This window comes from Stakelama portus (genome assembly GCF_003171655.1).
GTDB lineage: Bacteria > Pseudomonadota > Alphaproteobacteria > Sphingomonadales > Sphingomonadaceae > Sphingomonas > Sphingomonas portus.
This window is the reverse complement of the sequence record NZ_QFZL01000008.1, coordinates 1-16,308: the sequence shown is the minus strand read 5'-3', so window position 1 is coordinate 16,308 and position 16,308 is coordinate 1. Positions and strand designations below refer to the sequence as shown.

Sequence of the window (16,308 nt, the reverse complement as noted above, 5' to 3'; positions counted from 1 at the left end):
GCACGCCTGCTGCGTCGATAAGCTGCGGATCACGACCCCGTTCGGGGCAAATATCCGTTGGAGAATGCGAGGCATGCTGAAATGGGCAATGGCGCTGACGCTGGTGGCCACGACCGGGGGCGCCGCAATGGCGCAAACTGAGCCGGTGAAGGATTCGCCGCCCAACCTTACGTTGCGCCGGGTGTTCTCGGGCCCGAGCCTGGGCGGATCGACTCCGCGCGCGCTGGCGCTGTCGCCCGACGGCAAATATCTCACCGTGCTGCGCAATCGTCAGGAAGAGCCTTCGCGTTTCGACCTCTGGGCGATGGATAGCGCGACCGGCGAATGGAAGATGCTGGTCGATTCGAAAAAGGTCGGCACCGGCGCCGAATTGTCCGAGGCCGAACTGATGCAGCGTGAGCGGCTGCGCATCGGCAACCAGCGCGGCATCGTCGCCTATGACTGGTCGCCCGATGGGCATTCGATCCTCGTTCCGCTCGACGGCGACCTTTATCTGGCGACGCTCGATGGACAGGTACGCCGCCTGACCGAGACCGAGGAAGGCGAGCTTAATCCGGTGATCAGCCCGGATGGCGGCTTTGCAAGCTTCGTGCGCGACCAGAATCTCTATGTCGTCGACTTGGCGGACCTTTCCGAAAAACAGCTCACCACGACCGGCCAAGGGCTGGTTCATTGGGGTGAGGCGGAATTTGTCGCACAGGAGGAAATGGGGCGCCGCACAGGCTATTGGTGGTCGCCCGGCGACAAGCGGATCGCAGTCGAGCGGTTCGACGAGAGCCCGGTCGATGTCGTCACGCGTTCGGCGATCGGCGCCGATGGCACGCGGGTTTACGACCAGCGCTATCCCAAGGCCGGAACCGACAATGTCCTGGTCGAACTCTATGTGATGAATCGCGACGGATCGGGCCGGGTAAAGGTCGATCTGGGCGGTAACCCCGATATCTATCTGACGCGCGTCTATTGGGCCCCGGATGGCAACACGCTGTACGTCCAGCGTTCGAGCCGCGACCAGAAGACGCTCGACATGCTCAAGGTCGATCCGGCCACCGGCGCCTCGAGCATCCTGTTCACCGAACGCGCAGCCGAAAACAGCTGGGTAAACCTGTCCAATGTGTTCAAGGTGCTCAAGGACGGCAGCATTCTGTGGTGGTCCGAACGCGACGGCCATGGCCATCTCTATCGCTTCCGCAACGGCAACTGGACACAGCTGACGCATGGCGACTGGGAAGTCCGCAGCGTCGTCGGCGTCGATGAAGACCATGACAAAGTCTATTTCAGCGGCAACAAGGACGGCGTTCTCGAAACGCATCTCTATGTAACGCGGCTCAGCCGGCCCGGCGAACCGCGCCGCTTGACCGAGCTTGGCTGGAACAACAGCGCGCAGATGGACGATGCGGCGACGCGCATCATCGTCGGCCGGTCGAACACCGATCAGCCGGGGCAGATCTATCTGGCCGACACCGATGGCAAGCGGATCGCGTGGATCAGCGAAAACGACGTCAACGATCCGGGCCATCCCTATCACCCCTATCTGCCGAGCCATCGCGAAACGAAGTTCGGCACGATCACCGGTCCGGGCGGACAGACGCTCTATTGGGAAATGATCACGCCTGAGCTCGAGCCGGGCAAGAAATATCCGGTGTTCTTCCAGCATTATGGCGGCCCGCATTCGCAGACCGTTTCGCAGGGCTGGAGCGGCGCGATGGAGCAATATATCGTCGATAAGGGCTATATCTTCTTCCAGATCGACAATCGCGGATCGGCCAATCGCGGCAAGGCGTTCGAGGATGCCATTTATCACGCGATGGGCAGTGTCGAAGTGCAGGATCAGCTGGCGGGCGCCGAATATCTCAAAACGCTCGACTTCGTCGATCCCGACCGGATCGTCACCTATGGCTGGTCCTATGGCGGCTATATGACGCTGAAGATGCTCGAAGCCGATCCGGGTGTGTATGCAGCGGGCGTTTCGGGTGCGCCGGTGACCAAATGGGAACTCTACGACACCCATTATACCGAGCGTTATATGGGCGATCCGCGCCAGGTCCCCGAAGCCTATGCCGAATCGGCTGCAGTCGAGGATGCGGTAAACATCCGCGATCCGCTGCTGCTGATCCATGGCATGTCCGACGATAATGTCGTGCTCGACAATTCGACGGCCTTCGCCGCCCGGATGCAGGCGGCGAACATTCCGTTCGAAATGATGTTCTATCCCGGCAAGACGCACAGCGCCGGGCGCGAAATCCATGTGTGGACGACGATCTTCAACTTCCTCGATCGCTACGCCCATCCGGAGCCGGCTTCGGCGGAATAAGCGACAGACAGGCGAGGGCGGGTATTTTACGCCGTCCTCGCCATTCCATTAATTGCGTGTATCGGCGCGCGCCGTGAACGAAACTGCCGTTCGGGCGCGCGTTTTCGTATCAAATGAACCGGGTGTTTGCGCCGGGCCAAGCAAAACTCGTTTCCTTTTGCGCCGCGCATCCCTACATGGCGGTCCCGCGCCGCCCCTGTCGGGCGGCTGGACAATGGGAAATTGAAATGGGTTATCGCGTGGTTGTCGCAGGCGCGACGGGCAACGTCGGCCGCGAAATGCTGAACATCCTGGCCGAGCGGGAATTTCCGCTCGACGACATCGCTGTGCTGGCGAGCAGCCGCTCGACCGGCGATGAAGTGGAATATGGCGAGACCGGGCGAAAACTCAAAATTCGCAACATCGAACATTTCGATCCCACCGGATGGGACATGGCGCTGTTCGCGATCGGATCGGACGCGACCAAAATCTATGCGCCCAAATTTGCCGCTGCCGGCTGCACGGTGATCGACAATTCGTCGCTCTACCGCATGGACCCGGACGTGCCGCTGATCGTGCCCGAAGTGAACCCGGAAGCGATCGACGGGTACAAGGCGAAGAACATCATCGCCAATCCCAACTGCTCGACTGCGCAGATGGTGGTTGCGCTGAAGCCGCTGCACGATGCCGCGACGATCAAGCGCGTCGTCGTATCGACCTATCAGTCGGTTTCGGGCGCGGGCAAGGTCGGCATGGACGAATTGTTCGAACAGAGCCGAAACATCTTTGTCGGCGATCCCGCCGAGCCGGTGAAATTCACCAAGCAGATCGCGTTCAACGTGATCCCGCATATCGACGTCTTCCTCGACGATGGTTCGACCAAGGAAGAATGGAAGATGGTGGTCGAGACCAAGAAGATCCTCGATCCCAAGGTGAAGGTGACCGCCACCTGTGTGCGCGTGCCGGTGTTCGTCGGCCATAGCGAGGCGATCAACATCGAGTTCGAGAACGAGCTTTCCGCCGAAGACGCGCAGAATATCCTGCGCGAGGCGCCGGGCATCATGCTCGTCGACAAGCGCGAGGATGGCGGATACGTCACCCCGGTCGAATGCGTCGGCGAATATGCGACCTTCATCAGCCGCGTACGCGAGGACTCCACGGTTGAGCACGGTCTCGCGCTCTGGTGCGTGTCGGACAATCTGCGCAAGGGTGCGGCATTGAACGCGGTGCAGATCGCCGAACTGCTGGGACGGCGCCATCTGAAAAAGGCCGACTGACCGTCGTTTCGCGCTTTCGCGCGGATGCGGTGGTGATAAGCATGGCGACCAACCCATTGCCGGGGAGTCGCCATGCCCGTCCTGTTGCCCGCGATGTTTCTGGCGCTTGCTGCATCGGGCCGGGATGGTGCGGGCACGCGGCCTGGACCTTGTCCCGTCGAACTCGCGGAATATTCGGTCCGGGGTGCCCCCGATATCGATGTGGCTTTCTATCCGGCCGCGTCGAACCGCCGCGGATCGGCGACATGGGATCTGGGCGTAGCGCTACGGATCGATTTGCGCCCCTCGGGCGAGGACAGCTGGTGGGTCCCGTTGGAGGTGGGGTCTTCGGATATCTACACGATGAGCCGGGTAGCGCTGCGCGAGAGCGGTGAGAGCCGCGAGCGGATCATGCACCATCAGTTCCGCTATTATCTGTTCGACGCGAATTTCGATCGCATCTATGATTTGCCGATGCGCGGCGCCCCGGCGCCCGCGCACATGTTTCTTGCCGATTTGCGCAGTATTTTCTGGTACCAGCCCGCCGATATGAATCGCCGTGCCAGCCCGCCGGAAGAGATGCTGGATTTCAAGCGATGCGCCTGGGAACGGCGGGACGCGCCGGCGCCCGATCTGGTCGGTTTGCCACCCTACGCCTGATTGGGCATGCGAAGCGCTATTCTCTGCCTGCCGGGAAACATAGCGGCATATCCGGGGAACCGAACGATAGCGTATCGACCGGGGCTTCAGTGCCCCGCAGCCGCCGGATCCGCCTTCATCGGCTTGCCCGGCTTCTGAAGCAGCAGGACCAGCGGAATCGACGCCGCAGTGATGATCATCATCGCCCAGAAATCGTTGAGATAGGCAATCATCGCTGCCTGTCGCGTGACTTCCGCATTCACCATGCCCATCACCGCTGACCCCATGCTGCCCAGGGTTTCGAGCATCGACGGATCGAAGCTGTCGAGCGATTGCGGGTTGATGAACTGCGCCAGATCGGCATGGCTGACCTGCATGTTGCGCGCGAGCATGGTCGTGACCAGCGAGATGCCGATCGAGGCGCCGACGCTGCGCGACAGGTTGAGCAGGCTGGCGCCCTCGGTGCGATATTCCGCCGGCAGGGTGGCGAAGGCCAGATTGTTGAGTGGCATGAACACCAGCCCCAGGCCGAGCCCCTGAATCAACCCCGATACGATGATCAGATGCGATCCCATGTCGAGCGACCAGTGCGTCATATCCCATAGCGAAACCGCCGCGATCGCAAGGCCGATCCCCACCACCCAGCGAAGATCGAAGCCGCGCTGTGTAAGCTGCGCCGACACGACCATGGTGAGCAGCACGCCGATGCCGCGCGGCATGAGCAGGATGCCGGTGTCGAGCACCGAATAGCCGTAGAGATTCTGAAGCATCGGCGGCAGCAGCGCCATCACTGCCATCATCACCACGCCGATCACCTGCATGAAGGCGATTGCGGTCACGAGATTGCGGTTTTTCCAGAGTCCGCGCTCGAACATCGGATTCTTGCCGAGTGCCATATGGACCACGAAAATCCATAGCGCGGTGAAGGCAGTCAGTGCCTCGATCACGATTTCGGGGGACGAGAACCAGTCCTGCTGCTGCCCGCGGTCGAGCATCAGCTGGAGCGCGGACACGCCAAGCGCGAGCATCGAAAAGCCGAACAGATCGAACGATCGCTGCCGCTTTGGTCGCGATGGCAGCAGCAGCCACAGGATCAGGAACGTCACGATGCCGACGGGCAAATTGACGTAAAACACCCAGCGCCAGTTGAAATTCTCGGTGAGCCAGCCGCCGAGCACCGGGCCCAGAATGGGGCCGACCATGATGCCCATGCCCCAGATCGACATGGCACGCGCCTGTTTCTCCGGCGGGTTGATGTCGAGCATCACCGTCTGGCTGAGCGGGTTGATAAAGGCGGCGGAAATACCCTGCAGCGCACGAAAGGCGACCATTTCGGTCAGGCTGGTGGCCATGCCGCACAATGCCGACGATGCGACGAAGCCGACCACCGCGATCAGGAACAGGTTGCGCGATCCCACCTTGTCGGCCAGCCAGCCGGTGATCGGGATCGCGATTGCGGTCGCGACGATATAGCTGGTCAAAACCCAGGTGATGGTGTCGGCCGTGGCGTTGAGCGCCGATTCCATATGCGGAAGCGCGACGTTTGCGATCGTCGTATCGAGGATCTGCATCAGCGTCGCCATCATGACGCCCAGAGTCAGCAGCCCCCGGTTGGTAACCGGGAGCGCTGCCTGACCTTCGTGATCAGCTGGCCTGGGCGCTGCGCGTCCGCGCGCGCCGGATGCTTTACCGCTGGCAGTTGCCACGAATATCTACTCGCACATTTGCCGAGATACCGGCGATCAGCGGACGGGGGCTGGCTTCGTCCAGCGCGATCCGGACGGGTACGCGCTGTGTCACCTTCACCCAGTTGCCATTGGCATTCTGTGCCGGGAGCAGCGAGAATTCCGATCCGGTGCCCGCGCCGATCGAGGCGACATGGCCGCGCAGGCGCAGACCCGAATAGGCGTCCACCGTCACTTCGGCAGGCTGGCCGACGCACATGTGATCGAGGTCGGTTTCCTTGAAATTGGCTTCGACCCAGGAAAGCCCGTTGGCAACGATGGTGACGGCCGGCAGGCCGCTCATCATCTGCTGGCCGACCTGAAGCCGGTCGGTCTGGCTGACGACGCCGTCCACCGGCGCGCGGACTTCGGTGCGCGACAGATTGAGCTGCGCCTGTTCGCGCTGCACGCGCGCTGCGGCGATGGCGGGATTCTCACCCGGTACGGCGGAGCCGGTCGACAGTTTGGACCGTGCCTCGGCCGCAGCTGCCTGCGCGCGCTGTAGCCCGGCACGTGCCTGTTCGAGCGCATGTTCGGATGATTCCAGCCGCGCGCGCGTCGTGAATCCGCGCCGCATCAGTTCGGCCTGGCGGTCATAATCCTGCTGCGCCGCCTGAATCTGATCGCGTGCCGCTTCGATATCTGCGGACGTGCCCTGATAGCTGGTACGCAGCGTTTCCAGATCGACCTGCGCGTCGGCGATGGCGGCATTGGCCTGCTGCACTGCGATGCGATAGGGTTCGGGGTCGATGCGGAACAACAGATCGCCTTGCTTGACGCTCTGGTTTTCCTTGACCGCGACATCGACGATGCGGCCCGCCACTTCGGCCGAAACCGACACCTTGTCCTGAGAGATATAGGCGTTGTCGGTGGAGACATAGCGGCCCGAAGTCAGCCAGAAATAGCCGATCACCAGCGCGACCAGAATCGGCACGCCGAACATCAGTATCGGGCGCAGCCAGCTGCGCTTTGCGGCGGGCGTCGCCTCGGCTTCGGGAGTTTCGGCTTCGGTGGCATTCACGTCCATCTCGCGCATTTCAATCTTGGGATCGGCGTCAGCCATGGGCTATCTCTTCATTATCGTTCGGAGCGAGGTTGGCGCGGATCTTTCCCAGAATCGCATCCAGTTGCTCCCGTTCCTCCGGGGATACGCCCGCCAGAGCGCTCTCCGTCACCTGGCCCCCGATGACCTCCAGCCGTTCGATCAGGGGACGAGCAGCTTCGGTCAGATAGATAAGGCGCACGCGCCGGTCGCCCGGATCGTGGCGGCGCTCGACCAGTCCCGCATCTTCGAGACGGTCGATCATCCGGCATGCGGTGATCGGTTCGATTTCCATCTGTTCGGCAAGGCCGCCCTGGTTGATCCCCTCATTCCGCAACAGCACGAACAAGGTGTGCCATTGGGCGCGCGTGACTCCGATTTCGCGGGCGCGGGCGTCGAAACGACGCCGCATCAGCCGCGAAATATCCTTCATCACAAAACCGAGGGTCTCAGCCATGCGGCGCATATAATAAGCATAGACATCAATTTCTAGTCGCAACCGAAATTATTTTTGCAGTGCAGCATTCGACGCTGAAACCGACGCAAAAGCTCGACTTGGGGCGTCGATCCCGGTACCACCGTGCCTGTCCGATTGGACCTAATCCATCAACGCTTCCGAGGTTCCGTGACCGAGACGCTTCCCGACCCGCAATATTTTTCCAGCTTCGACGGACAGTCGATCGCATGGCGCGAAACGGGGGAGGGGCGGCCGGTCATTCTGATCCACGGGCTCTTTTCGAACGCCTGGACCAACTGGGTCCGCTATGGCCATGCCCGGAAGGTTGCCGCCAGCGGCTTTCGCGTCATCATGCCCGAACTGCGCGCGCATGGCGCGAGTGCCGCGCCGCACGATGCCGCCGCCTATCCGCCCGATGCGCTGATGCGCGACAATCTTGCGCTGATCGCGCATCTGGGACTGACCGAATATGATCTGGGCGGCTATTCGCTCGGCGCGCGAACGACGGTGCGGATGCTGGTAGCGGGCGGCGCATCGCCGCGTCGCGTCGTGCTGGGCGGCATGGGGCTGGACGGGATTGTCGATACCCATCGGCGCGGACGGCATTTCCGCAATATCCTCGCCAATTTCGGAAAGCATGAGCGCGGCACACCCGAATGGATGGCAGAGGCGTTTTTGAAGACGACCGGCGGCGATCCCGACGCGCTGATCCATATCGTCGATACCTTTGTCGATACGACGCGGGCAGAACTCGCGGCCATCACCCAGCCGACGCTGGTCGTTTGCGGCGAAGAGGATCGCGACAATGGCAGTGCGCAGGAACTGGCCGAAGCGCTGCCCGACGCACGCTATGCCGAAGTGCCCGGCAACCATATGAGCGCGATCGTGAAGCCCGAATTCGGACAGGCAATCGCCGATTTCCTCGCAGCTTGACCCGTTGGGGGGCTTTGCGCAGTCTGTGCGTACGGCTTCTCCAAATCAGGGTATCGATCATGTTCAGAACCGGCACGTCGCTGATCGCGATCACCTCGCTCGTCATTACGCCGGCAGTGGCGCAGGACCATGGTTCCACCGGCACCACGACCGCGCCGGTAACCGCAGCCGCCGACACGCTGAGCTCGGAAGACGCAGCTACCTTTCTCGACAAGGTTCAGCGCGAATATGCGGCGTTCAACCTGACCGCTTCGCGTATTGCCTGGGTCAACGCGACCTATATCACGCACGACACCGATGCACTTGCGTCGGAAAGCCAGGCCGAAGGGACGCGGATGTCGGTGCGCTTCGCCCTGGAAGCGGCCAAATATCGCGCGATCGAAGGGCTGTCTGACGATCAGATCCGCATGCTCGACATATTGCGTAGCGCGATCACGCTGCCGGCGCCGACGCGGGACGGCGCTGCAGCGACCTTGTCCGATCTGTCGACGCGGATGAGCTCGCTCTACGCGCGGGGCAGGGGCACGCTGCATGGTCAGCCGATCAGCGGCAGCGATATCGAAGCGGCGATGGGCACCGAGCGCGATCCGGCGGCGCTCAAGGAAATGTGGACCAGCTGGAACGACAATGTCGGCGCGCCGATGCGCGGCGATTATCGGCAGATGGTCGATATCGCCAATCAGGGCGCGAGCGAACTTGGCTTTTCCGATGTCGGGGCGATGTGGCGCTCGGGCTATGATATGCCGCCCGACGCATTCGCGCAGATGGTCGACGGCCTGTGGGACGAAGTGAAGCCGCTCTACATCGCGCTGCACACCTATGTCCGGCACAAGCTCAACGAGAAATATGGCGATTCGGTTCAGTCCGCTACCGGCCCGATCCGTGCAGACCTGCTCGGCAATATGTGGGCACAGGAATGGGGCAATATCTATGACATCGTCGCGCCGGAGGGCTCGGGCGATCTGGGCTTCGATATCGGCGACCTGCTGCAGGCGCAGGATTATGACGCGCTGAAAATGGTCCGCACCGGCGAGAATTTCTACAGCTCGCTGGGGTTCGCGCCGCTGCCCGAGACATTCTGGGAACGCTCGATGTTCCTCAAGCCCGCCGATCGCGAAGTGCTGTGCCACGCATCGGCCTGGGATCTGGACGACAAGGACGATGTCCGGATCAAGATGTGCATCAAGGTGAATTCGGACGATTTCGTCACGATCCACCATGAGCTGGGGCATAATTATTATCAGCGCGCCTATCAGGATCAGCCCTTGCTCTATCGCGGCGGGGCGAATGACGGGTTCCACGAAGCGATTGGCGATTTTGTCGCGCTGTCGATCACGCCGGAATATCTGGTGCAGACCGGCCTGCTCGACCAAAGCCAGGTGCCGAGCGCGGACAAGGATACCGGCCTTTTGCTGCGACAGGCGATGGACAAGGTCGCGTTCCTGCCTTTCGGACTGCTGATCGACAAATGGCGCTGGGGCGTGTTTTCGGGCGAAATCCAGCCGGAAAATTATCAGGCATCCTGGGATGCGATGCGCCTGCAATATCAGGGGATCGTTCCCCCGGTGGCGCGCGATGAAACCCGGTTCGATGCCGGCGGCAAATATCATATCGCCGGAAGCGTGCCCTATATGCGCTATTTCCTCGCGCGGCTGCTGCAGTTCCAGTTCTACAAGGCGGCGTGCGAACAGGCGGGTTGGACCGGGCCGCTGCATCGCTGTTCCTTCTTCGGTAACAAGGAAGTCGGCGAGCGGCTCGACGCGATGCTCAAAATGGGCATGTCGAAGCCCTGGCCCGACGCGCTCGAAGCCTTTACCGGCAGCCGCGAGATCTCGGGCGAAGCGATGATGGAATATTTCGCGCCGCTGAAAGCATGGCTCGACGAGCAGAATGCGGGGTATGAGGCAGGCTGGTAAGCGCCCGGAACCTTCCCGCCCGTCAGGGCGGCATCATGCCACAGGCCGACTGAGTCCGTCCGTTCGCACTGAGCTTGTCGAAGTGCTGTTTTCCTCCGCCTAGTGGTGGAAGAAGAACGGTGCTTCGACAGGCTCAGCACAGACGTACAGTTCGGCGCCGAATGCTTACCGAAATGGCGGTTCGTTGAACGCGCGCAGCTTGCGGCTGTGGAGCTTGGAACCTTCCTTGCGCAGTTCCTCGACTGCCTGCAGGCCGATCCGCAGATGTTCGTTGATCGCACGTTCGTAGAAGCGGTTGGCCTGACCGGGCAGCTTGAGCTCGCCATGGAGCGGCTTGTCCGACACGCAGAGCAAGGTGCCATAGGGAACGCGGAAGCGCAGGCCCTGGGCGGCGATCGTTGCCGATTCCATGTCGATGCCGACCGCGCGGCTGAGCGAGAAGCGCAGCGCCGACTGCGAGAAGCGCAGCTCCCAGTTGCGATCGTCGGTAGTGACGATCGTGCCCGTGCGCAGCCGCCGCTTGAGTTCGTCGCCCGACTGGCCCGAAATCGTCTCCGCCGCGCGCGCCATGGCAAGCTGGACCTCGGCGATCGCCGGGACCGGAATTTCGGGCGGCAGGACATCGTCGAGCACATGATCGTCGCGCAGATAGGCATGGGCGAGGACATAGTCGCCGATCCGCTGGCTGGGCCGCAAACCGCCGCAATGGCCGATCATCAGCCATGCCTCGGGCCGCAATACCGCCAGGTGATCGCAAATCGTCTTCGCGTTTGACGGGCCGACGCCGATATTGACCAATGTGACGCCCGAACCATTGGGCGCCATCAGGTGATAGGCCGGCATCTGATGCTTGCGCCACGCGCTGTCGTTGATCAGCTGTGACGGATCATCGCCCGGGTTGATGACGACGCCGCCCGCGGCGGAAAATTGCGTGAAACGTCCGCCCTCATTCAACTGCCGCACCGACCATTGGACGAATTCGTCGACATAGCGGTGATAGTTGGTGAAGAGGATATAGCGCTGCACATGCTCGGGCGGCGTGCCGGTATAATGCCGCAGCCGTGCGAGCGAAAAATCCGTGCGCAGCCCGTCGAACAGCGCGAGCGGACGCGACCCCTTGGTCTGTTCCCACACGCCATCGGCGATTTCATCGCCGATATGCGCGAGTTCGGTTGCCGGGAAATGATGCGCCAGTTCGGCCGCCGACACTTCGTCGAGGCTCAGCGCATGGCCGGGATCGAGCACATAGGGAAAGGGGATTTCCTGCCGTCCGGGGACCGCGTCGACTTCGACGTCATAATCCTCGATCAGGAAGGTCAGCTGTTCGCACAGATATTCGGCGAACATCGCCGGTTTGGTGACGCTGGCATGATATTCGCCCGCCGTGACCAACCGCCCGAACGACCGGGGAGGGGCGGGCCGATCGAGCCCGCCACCGTATCGAACCCGAATCTCGGGATATGCGAACGAACCGTCCGTGCGCGCGGAGGCGGGAGGCGGCGTGCCATCGGTCAGATATCTGTCGAGGGCATCGCGAAGCCTCCCCACGGAGGCGGTGTAGAGCCGATCCAGTTCGGCGACGATCTCAGAAGCCTTTGCCATCCTATGCCGCTATAGCGACGCAGCGCGGCTTGCAAGCAATCGTGGCGTTTCGGGGTCAGTCGGCCTTTGTCTTGCGCTTCTTCGCCGTCGAACCGCTGTCGTCTTCGCTTTTGCGCAGCTTGCTCGCGCCGAACAGCGCGCCGGCGACTGCGGCAACGGCTCCGGTGGCGATCGCGGCGGCGGTCACGGGGTTCTTCTTGACGGTATCGACGGTGGTGTCGATCGCTTCGCCGGCCTTTTCGCGGGCGCTGGCGACGAACGCGCTTGCCTTTTCGGACGCAGTTTCGCCGGTCTTGTCGGCAGTGGCGTCATTGGTTTGGGGCGGAAGTTCGGCGGTGTCGGTAACCATGGGAATTCCTCCGATTGCTTGATGGGATTCCAACTCGGCCAGCGTCCGCAAGTTCCATTGTCGAAAGTCGTTTCTTTCGCGTGCCGGAGTGCAGAAAACCCCGGCACGCGAATATCTTACATTTGTTCGAGCATGTGTTCGGCCGAGCTCACGCGAAACTCGCCGGGCATTTCGACATTCAGCTGTTCGACGACCCCGTCATTGACCAGCATCGAAAAACGCTGGCCGCGTGTCCCCATGCCGAATGCGGAGCCGTCCATTTCCAGTCCCACGGCATGCGCGAAATTGCCGTTGCCGTCGGCAAGCATCGTCACTTTGTCGTCGGCGCCGGCAGCCTTGCTCCAGGCGCCCATCACGAATGCGTCGTTGACGGCGGTGCAGGCGATTTCATCGACGCCCTTGGCCTTCAGCTCGCTCTCCTTTTCGATGAAGCCGGGCAGATGCTTGGCCGAACAGGTGGGGGTAAAGGCGCCCGGCACCGAAAACAGGGCGACCTTGCGGCCCTTGAAATAATCTTCCGATTCGACCTGCTCCGGGCCCTGCTCGGTCATCTTGACGAATTTGGTCTGCGGAACGCGATCACCGACTGTGATGGTCATGAAACTCTCCTCCTGATCGGCCGCGTATCGGCGGCACTGCGATTCAATCGGGACGACGGCGCGCGATTTCAACCGGTGGCGAAGCGAATAGAGGCAGGCTATGCTGCCTTCAGATGGAGAGTCCTTCCTTCCTCACGGGCCAGTTTCTGCTCGCTATGCCGGGAATCGGCGATCCCCGCTTCGAACGCGCGGTGATCGCGATATGTGCGCATGACGGCGAGGGCGCGTTGGGAATCGGAATCGGCGACACGATCGAGGGGCTCGGGCTTCACGACCTGCTGGGCCAGTTCGAAATCGATCCGGGCAATGTTCCCGACCTGCCCGTGCATTTCGGCGGGCCGGTCGAACCGCGGCGCGGCTTTGTGCTGCATTCGACCGACTGGAGCGGGCAGGACACGATCGATGTCGCCGGGCGCTGGGCCCTGTCGGGAACCGTCGATGTGCTCAAGGCGATTGCCGACAATAACGGCCCCAGCCGCTGGCTTGTCGCGCTCGGCTATGCCGGGTGGGGCGAGGGCCAGCTTGACGAGGAAATGACACGGCATGGCTGGTTCAGCACGCCGGGCGATGTCGATCTGATCTATGACGGGGCCGCCGCCGATCGCTGGACGCGGGGGTTTCGTCAGGCGGGAATCGATCCGCGTTTGCTGGCGAACGACACCGGTACGGCGTGATGCTGCGCGACTAGGGTTCACGACCTAGTGCGGCGTCACCATCCAAGCGCTGCTGCGCGCGCTGTAGATCAGGTCGTACAGGCCCTTTGCGCCGGCGGGCGCTTCGCCCTCGCCGAGGAACAGCGTGCGGTCTCCGGGTGAGAGCAGCGCGACACTTGCGGAATCCGCCGCCACGGCAGTGAGCGTGATCGCCGTGCCATCGGGCGCTGCGCCCAGTTCGATCGTGTCTCCGTCGCCTGGGCGGTGGACTGCGGCGGGCGACAGTTGCGCCAGCCCGCCGGCCTGTGCGGGATCATCCGACAGGAGCGCGACTTCGAGCGGAACATCGCCTTTCAGCCGTTCGACCATATCGGCGAGCCCCGGGGCACCCAGTCCGGTCCCGATCAGCAACGCCGCGCGCGAACCGATCAGCAGATACAGCGTCTCGCCCTGTCGGCTGCGGATCAGGAACAGCGGCGTGTGCATCGCAAATAGCGGGGCATAACGCGCGTCTGCCTGTGCGGGCGACACCATGTGGCCCGGAATGGCGATGGCGCGATAATCGGCTCCGGGTTCGGGATCGAGCCATTCGAACGCATAGGTCATGCGCGCCGACCCCGTGCCCGCCCAGACCGCACCGGGCCCGACGACATAATAAGGTTCGCCGTCGATCGTCCCGTCGAGCACGCCATGCGCGGTTGCGCGCTGATCGAGCAGATATTCGTGGCCAAGCGGGCCGAACCGCCGGTGATCGGCGCGGATCTGATAGAAATGGGCGGGCAGCACCGCCAGATCGCTTCTGCCTTCGGTCAGTTCCGCGATGCGATCCATCGTCGCGGCATATCGGCTGATGCTTGCCCAGTGCAGCCAGACATAGCCCGATCCGACTGCATCGCCGGTAAAGAACATGTCATGCGCGCTATCCAGATAGCCTACCGATCCCGGCGTATGCGGCGGCATGTCGATCACGCGCAACACGCGCCCGCCCAGATCGATGCTGCCCAGCGCTTGGCCATTGGGCGTCGGGCCGCCGCCTTCCTTTACCGGCACATAATTGGCCGGTGCGGCGTCGGGCCAGTCGCCCGCCATATAGTAGAGGGTACGATCGGAAAATTGCCGGTTCTCGCCGATATGGTCGGCATGGCCATGCGTGTTGGCGACGATGAAATCCACCGGTGCGTCCCGCACCGAACCATCATTTTCATGGCCCAGCAACGTGCGGACCAGCGCCTTCAAACCATGATCGGCGGGGTTTTGCGAAGGCTGCGCCGTATCGATCAGCAGCGCGCGGGCGTCGCCTTCGACCAGATACATGGTCGAACCCTGACGGAAATCGGTGCCGGGATTGGGCAGATATTGCTCGATCCGCCAGCTGCGCCGTCCGTCCGCATCGGTCGCCATCAGATAGGCAGTATATTCGCCCCACGGATTGTCGCTCTCAAAGCCGATGGCATAGCCGTCTTCGTTCCACCGTTCGGCGACAAAGCCCGGCGCCAGCCTGTCCTGACGCAGGGGGAGGCTGTTCTGCGCGCTAGCCGCGGCGGGAAGGGCCAGGGCGGTGGCGATCGCCAGAAGCAGGCGGCATGAGGGCATGAACATCTTCTCCGGGTCCTGTTTTGCCCGATCATCCCAGCTTCGCCGCCCATAAGGCAAGTACCCCGGCACATCCGGATCGCGGCGGTGCTCCGGTGGGATATAAAGAAATCTTTATATTCGGTTTGCAATCGCGGCCGCAAATCTCTACGTGACAATCATCGGGCCGCAACGCTTTGCGGCTGGCTTTCATTCGTCTTCAGGAGATTATCGCGTGGCTACCGTCGCAGAACCGAAGGATTGCGTAATCAAGGACATTTCGCTTGCGCCCTGGGGCCGCAAGGAGATTGAGATTGCGGAGACCGAGATGCCTGGTCTGATGGCGCTGCGCGAGGAATTTGGTGCAGCGCAGCCGCTGAAGGGTGCGCGGATCGTGGGATCGCTGCACATGACGATCCAGACCGCGGTGCTGATCGAGACGCTGACGGCGCTGGGTGCGAGCGTGCGCTGGGCGACGTGCAACATCTTCTCGACGCAGGACCATGCGGCGGCGGCGATTGCCGAAACCGGGGTTCCGGTGTTCGCAGTGAAGGGCGAAACGATCGCCGAATATTGGGACTATGTCGGCTCGATCTTCGATTGGGGTGACGAGACCTGCAACATGATCCTCGACGATGGCGGCGATGCGACGATGTTCGCGCTGTGGGGTGCGCGGGTCGAAGCGGGCGAGAGCCTGCCCGAGCCGGAGAATGAGGAAGAGGTCGAGATGCAGCGCGCGCTCAAGGCGTTCATCGCGCGCAAGCCGGGCTACCTCACCCAGACGGTGCAGAACATCAAGGGCGTCAGCGAAGAGACGACGACGGGCGTGCACCGCCTCTATCACCTGTCGAAGGCAGGCAAGCTCCCGTTCCCGGCGATCAACGTCAATGACAGCGTGACCAAGTCGAAGTTCGACAATCTCTATGGCTGCAAGGAATCGCTGGTCGACGCGATCCGTCGTGCGACCGACGTGATGCTGGCGGGCAAGGTCGCGGTCGTCGCGGGCTTCGGCGATGTCGGCAAGGGTTCGGCCGACAGCCTTCGCAACGGCGGCGCGCGCGTGCTCGTCACCGAAATCGATCCGATCTGCGCGCTGCAGGCGGCGATGGAAGGCTATGAAGTCGTGACGATGGAAGATGCGGTCAAGCGCGCCGACATCTTCGTCACTGCGACCGGCAATGCCGATGTGATCACCGCCGATCACATGAAGGCGATGAAGAACATGGCGATCGTGTGCAACATCGGCCATTTCGACAGCGAGATCCAGATTTCGGGG

At 62.3% G+C, this 16,308-nt stretch carries 14 protein-coding genes; 7 read left to right on the top strand and 7 right to left on the bottom strand.

Going from position 1 to position 16,308, the window contains the following annotated elements; all coding sequences use genetic code 11:
* The first annotated feature begins 73 nt into the window (after positions 1-73).
* From DKB74_RS16995 to DKB74_RS16985, 3 genes are all read left to right on the top strand, one after another.
* Positions 74-2,311: a S9 family peptidase gene (locus tag DKB74_RS16995; protein ID WP_109809394.1), complete on the top strand. Its 2,238-nt coding sequence runs from the start codon at positions 74-76 to the stop codon at positions 2,309-2,311.
* A gap of 227 nt (positions 2,312-2,538) precedes the next feature.
* Positions 2,539-3,567: an aspartate-semialdehyde dehydrogenase gene (locus tag DKB74_RS16990; protein WP_109809393.1), complete on the top strand. Its 1,029-nt coding sequence runs from the start codon at positions 2,539-2,541 to the stop codon at positions 3,565-3,567.
* Positions 3,568-3,639: 72 nt separating this feature from the next.
* Positions 3,640-4,206, top strand: coding sequence for a hypothetical protein (locus DKB74_RS16985; protein ID WP_109809392.1), 567 nt, complete (start codon positions 3,640-3,642; stop codon positions 4,204-4,206).
* 86 nt (positions 4,207-4,292) lie between these two features.
* Here the strand turns inward: DKB74_RS16985 and DKB74_RS16980 are convergent, their stop codons facing one another.
* Genes DKB74_RS16980 through DKB74_RS16970 form a run of 3 tightly spaced genes read right to left on the bottom strand, consistent with a single transcriptional unit; the run spans position 4,293 to position 7,408 of the window.
* Positions 4,293-5,891, bottom strand: coding sequence for a DHA2 family efflux MFS transporter permease subunit (locus DKB74_RS16980; RefSeq protein WP_275658176.1), 1,599 nt, complete (start codon positions 5,889-5,891; stop codon positions 4,293-4,295).
* Positions 5,872-6,972, bottom strand: coding sequence for an HlyD family secretion protein (locus tag DKB74_RS16975; protein ID WP_109809391.1), 1,101 nt, complete (start codon positions 6,970-6,972; stop codon positions 5,872-5,874). Before DKB74_RS16975 ends, DKB74_RS16980 begins: the two co-directional genes overlap by 20 nt.
* Positions 6,965-7,408, bottom strand: coding sequence for a MarR family winged helix-turn-helix transcriptional regulator (locus DKB74_RS16970; protein WP_109809502.1), 444 nt, complete (start codon positions 7,406-7,408; stop codon positions 6,965-6,967). The genes DKB74_RS16975 and DKB74_RS16970 overlap by 8 nt, the downstream gene beginning before the upstream one ends.
* Before the next feature lie 168 nt (positions 7,409-7,576).
* On the opposite strand from DKB74_RS16970, the gene DKB74_RS16965 reads away from it, so the two are divergent.
* Together DKB74_RS16965 and DKB74_RS16960 are read left to right on the top strand one after the other, a co-directional pair.
* Positions 7,577-8,341, top strand: coding sequence for an alpha/beta fold hydrolase (locus DKB74_RS16965; RefSeq protein WP_164497958.1), 765 nt, complete (start codon positions 7,577-7,579; stop codon positions 8,339-8,341).
* A gap of 59 nt (positions 8,342-8,400) precedes the next feature.
* A complete protein-coding gene (locus tag DKB74_RS16960) occupies positions 8,401-10,257 on the top strand; it encodes a M2 family metallopeptidase (RefSeq protein ID WP_109809390.1) in 1,857 nt (618 codons plus the stop codon).
* A gap of 165 nt (positions 10,258-10,422) precedes the next feature.
* Here the strand turns inward: DKB74_RS16960 and DKB74_RS16955 are convergent, their stop codons facing one another.
* The 3 genes from DKB74_RS16955 to DKB74_RS16945 form a co-directional block, all read right to left on the bottom strand.
* Complete coding sequence (locus tag DKB74_RS16955; RefSeq protein WP_109809389.1) at positions 10,423-11,859, bottom strand: AMP nucleosidase; 1,437 nt, start codon at positions 11,857-11,859, stop codon at positions 10,423-10,425.
* A gap of 55 nt (positions 11,860-11,914) precedes the next feature.
* Positions 11,915-12,208, bottom strand: coding sequence for a hypothetical protein (locus tag DKB74_RS16950; protein WP_109809388.1), 294 nt, complete (start codon positions 12,206-12,208; stop codon positions 11,915-11,917).
* A 116-nt stretch (positions 12,209-12,324) separates the two neighbouring features.
* The gene (locus DKB74_RS16945; RefSeq protein WP_109809500.1) at positions 12,325-12,807 is read right to left on the bottom strand and encodes a peroxiredoxin; all 483 of its coding nucleotides are present in this window, start codon (positions 12,805-12,807) and stop codon (positions 12,325-12,327) included.
* Positions 12,808-12,920: 113 nt separating this feature from the next.
* Between DKB74_RS16945 and DKB74_RS16940 the strand changes: the two genes are divergently transcribed.
* Complete coding sequence (locus DKB74_RS16940) at positions 12,921-13,481, top strand: YqgE/AlgH family protein (protein WP_109809387.1); 561 nt, start codon at positions 12,921-12,923, stop codon at positions 13,479-13,481.
* 24 nt (positions 13,482-13,505) lie between these two features.
* On the opposite strand, the gene DKB74_RS16935 is transcribed toward DKB74_RS16940, so the two are convergent.
* A complete protein-coding gene (locus DKB74_RS16935) occupies positions 13,506-15,053 on the bottom strand; it encodes an MBL fold metallo-hydrolase (RefSeq protein WP_161956898.1) in 1,548 nt (515 codons plus the stop codon).
* Positions 15,054-15,267: 214 nt separating this feature from the next.
* Between DKB74_RS16935 and DKB74_RS16930 the strand changes: the two genes are divergently transcribed.
* Positions 15,268-16,308 (top strand): adenosylhomocysteinase (locus tag DKB74_RS16930; RefSeq protein WP_109809385.1); only part of this gene is annotated, 1,041 nt, incomplete at its 3' end.

Bases quoted from the DNA above. Each gene is read 5' to 3' on its own strand.
- DKB74_RS16995 (WP_109809394.1), top strand. From the start codon at position 74: ATGCTGAAATGGGCAATGGCGCTGACGCTGGTGGCCACGACCGGGGGC.
- DKB74_RS16935 (WP_161956898.1), bottom strand. From the start codon at position 15,053: ATGCCCTCATGCCGCCTGCTTCTGGCGATCGCCACCGCCCTGGCCCTT.
- DKB74_RS16985 (WP_109809392.1), top strand. From the start codon at position 3,640: ATGCCCGTCCTGTTGCCCGCGATGTTTCTGGCGCTTGCTGCATCGGGC.
- DKB74_RS16990 (WP_109809393.1), top strand. From the start codon at position 2,539: ATGGGTTATCGCGTGGTTGTCGCAGGCGCGACGGGCAACGTCGGCCGC.
- DKB74_RS16940 (WP_109809387.1), top strand. From the start codon at position 12,921: ATGGAGAGTCCTTCCTTCCTCACGGGCCAGTTTCTGCTCGCTATGCCG.
- DKB74_RS16960 (WP_109809390.1), top strand. From the start codon at position 8,401: ATGTTCAGAACCGGCACGTCGCTGATCGCGATCACCTCGCTCGTCATT.
- DKB74_RS16975 (WP_109809391.1), bottom strand. From the start codon at position 6,972: ATGGCTGACGCCGATCCCAAGATTGAAATGCGCGAGATGGACGTGAAT.
- DKB74_RS16945 (WP_109809500.1), bottom strand. From the start codon at position 12,807: ATGACCATCACAGTCGGTGATCGCGTTCCGCAGACCAAATTCGTCAAG.
- DKB74_RS16950 (WP_109809388.1), bottom strand. From the start codon at position 12,208: ATGGTTACCGACACCGCCGAACTTCCGCCCCAAACCAATGACGCCACT.
- DKB74_RS16970 (WP_109809502.1), bottom strand. From the start codon at position 7,408: ATGGCTGAGACCCTCGGTTTTGTGATGAAGGATATTTCGCGGCTGATG.
- DKB74_RS16955 (WP_109809389.1), bottom strand. From the start codon at position 11,859: ATGGCAAAGGCTTCTGAGATCGTCGCCGAACTGGATCGGCTCTACACC.